A 2,924-nucleotide genomic window follows, 5' to 3' on the forward strand; every position below is an offset into this window, starting at 1 on the left:
GTAATAGTAAGTATCTCACTCAAATAGTAGACAAAAAGGAAGTTATACTATTTGAGTGAGATACTTACTATTACTATAGCAGATATAAATCTATATTTTACATACTTGGAATATGCTATAATAGTTGCCAAATTTGTTAATTGTAAACCTGGCTCAAAAGTCCCCTAATATAAAACTATATCAAAACCATTATGAAATTTATCAATCCCAAGGTCGATTACGCCTTCAAAAAAATATTTGGCTCCGAACAAAGCAAAGACATCTTAATCAGCTTTCTCAATGCCATAATTTATGGAGGCAAAAAAGTAATTCAATCTCTAACAATTCTTAACCCTTTTAATCCCGGTCAATTAATCAATTTAAAAGACACCTATTTAGATATAAAAGCAGTTTTAGTAGATGGCTCAATTGTAGTTATTGAAATGCAAGTAGCTAGAATGGCAGGTTTCAACAAACGAGTAGCTTACAATTTGGCTAAAGCTTATGCCAATCAGTTAGAAACTGGAGAAGATTATCTGCTACTAAATCCAGCCATAGCCGTGACAATTACAGATTTTATTCTGTTTGAAAAAAAGGATGATTTTATCAATAAGTTTGTATTTAAGGAGGAGACTAAAAATTTTGAATGTCTTGATAAACAATTACGATTAATTTTCTTAGAGTTGCCGAAATTTAAGAAAGCTTTATCTGAGTTAAATACTTTGACGGATAAATGGATTTATTTTCTGAAAGAGGCTAACAGATTGGATAGTATTCCTGAAAATTTAGGGGAAGTTTCTGAAATAGAAAAAGCTTTAAATATTGCTAATAGAATTAATATGACGGTAGAAGAATTAGATATAGTTGAGCGTCGAGCAATTGCAATGCAAGATGAAAGAGGACGGATAACTTATGCGAAAGAACAAGGAGAAGAACAAGGAAGGTTGAATCAAACAATTGCTCTGGTTATGCGTTTACTGAAAAAACGTTTTGGAGAAATTCCAGAGACAATAAATAATCAGATTGAAGATTTACTTTTGTCAGATTTGGAAAGTTTAACGGAGGATATTTTGGATTTTAATAGTTTGGAGGATTTAGAAAGTTGGTTGGAGGAAAATTCGCCTTCTTAATTGAATAGATTATATCATGTGCCCCTTCTAGGGCAGATACCCTAGTGGATAATTACTTATAATAAAGTTTTTGTTTGTAGTTGGGCTTTAGCCCTTACAATACTTATATTATACCATCCATGAAAAAAGAATGTGTTCGAATAATAAGCATCATAAAAATACTTTCATCTCAAGTCTATTTGACGAAAAATATAATTTACAACATCAAAAATGATATTAAATCTATCTATTCAGCAATTCTGTTTGCGGAGCATTCCGTAGGAAATTCTAATAAATACCCTAACTATTTGTAGCAAACATTTATCAATTTGGTATTAGGACTAAAGCCCAACTACGAGCCTAGTTATAACTGTTCTACCTATTTTATATAGAGCGACATAACTGTTAGAAAAACTCATAATTTTTCCATCCAATTAATACACTTTTGTAACTGTTGTTCCATGGTTTTTGTATCAGCATAATATCGATGACCATGACCAGGTAATACCCACTCAAAACTATAAGGTATAAGTTTACCCATAGATTTAATTTGTTCTGACCAAGAATACCCACAATAACGGCGAAAAGCATAAAGTTGATTTAAACGACTAGACCAAGCTAGATGGTCGCCAGTAAATAAAAATTTTCCATATAGTAAGACTGTATGACCTTTACTGTGACCAGGTACAGGAATAATTAATAAATCAGGACTTAGGGAAAATGGTTCTGTTCCAGTTAATTTTATTTCTACATTATTAGTAGTTGAAGAAATATCATCTACATGAAGAATGCGATCGCAGTTAAAATGTTGTCTAAATTTTTGATGGTCTGCTACATCATCTTGGTGGGTTAAATACATATATTTAATTCCTCCCATTTCTTCCAAACGCTTCACTAATGGAGGTAAAAATTGGGGTGAGTCTACTAAAATATTCCCCTCTGGTCTGACAATAAAATAACTAGCTGCTCCAAAAGATTTTTCTGAATGATATCCACAATGATAAACATTATCTGCTACTAAAATTGGCAAGGTTTGCTGAATTTTTTTAATATCTTTTGGTGCTTCAATAGTACCGATAGAATTTGTCGGACAAGATAGTAAAGCTTGTATTGCTTCCTGTCTTTCTTTGTCGTTTTTTGGTTGATGATAAACTGCTGATTTATCTCCATTTCGATGAAAAACTGTAGGTGACATCCAGCGACAAGTATCACAGTCTATACAGGTACTATCAACGTATATATCGCCATTAATATTTTCAGTACGTCGTAATTTAATTTTAGCCATTTTTACCTATTCAAAAAAGCTTATTATGAATTATGATTAATTTTGTAAGCATTTAGCTATTAGCGGTCAGCGGTCAGCTTTTTATTTTTGCTTAACCTGTTAATAATAATACCATTTATCAAAAACTTTTCTACACTTTTTTAAGTAGGGGATTCATTAATGGATAATGGATAATGGATAATTGATAATTACTTCTCCCTAAAAGGAAGAGGATTGACTAAAAGGAAAAAAATTATTTTTTCCCCTTTCAAGGGAAGGCTTTAAACCTGAATTATTTAATTATTTAATTATTTTATTATTAATTCTTCGATAAGGGAGTGGGGGATTGGGGGAGAGACAAACATCAGAATAATTAGTATTAACTTGCTAATAATTAGGAAATAAGTTATTAGACCTGTATTAATTACTTGATAACTGAAGTTTCAGCCAAGTATAACATTACTTTTTGGTATTGGTATAATCCCTCTGACAAAGATAATTATATTCTGTATGTTGGAATAACCACAAGAAAAAATTTAGGAATTAGGGAGTAGGGAACAAGGGGAAAGAAC

At 31.4% G+C, this 2,924-nt stretch carries 2 protein-coding genes; one reads left to right on the forward strand and one right to left on the reverse strand.

The genetic code is table 11. From position 1 onward, the window contains the following. The first annotated feature begins 191 nt into the window (after positions 1 to 191). The gene (locus F6K13_RS26450) at positions 192 to 1,109 is read left to right on the forward strand and encodes an Rpn family recombination-promoting nuclease/putative transposase (RefSeq protein WP_124154562.1); all 918 of its coding nucleotides are present in this window, start codon (positions 192 to 194) and stop codon (positions 1,107 to 1,109) included. 394 nt (positions 1,110 to 1,503) lie between these two features. Here the strand turns inward: F6K13_RS26450 and F6K13_RS26455 are convergent, their stop codons facing one another. Then, positions 1,504 to 2,373 (reverse strand): MBL fold metallo-hydrolase, encoded by an 870-nt coding sequence (locus F6K13_RS26455; RefSeq protein ID WP_124145305.1) that lies wholly within the window; start codon positions 2,371 to 2,373, stop codon positions 1,504 to 1,506. Between the last annotated feature and the right edge of the window lie 551 nt (positions 2,374 to 2,924).

Source organism: Okeania sp. SIO2B9 (assembly GCF_010672505.1).
Classification (GTDB): Bacteria; Cyanobacteriota; Cyanobacteriia; order Cyanobacteriales; family Microcoleaceae; genus Okeania; species Okeania hirsuta.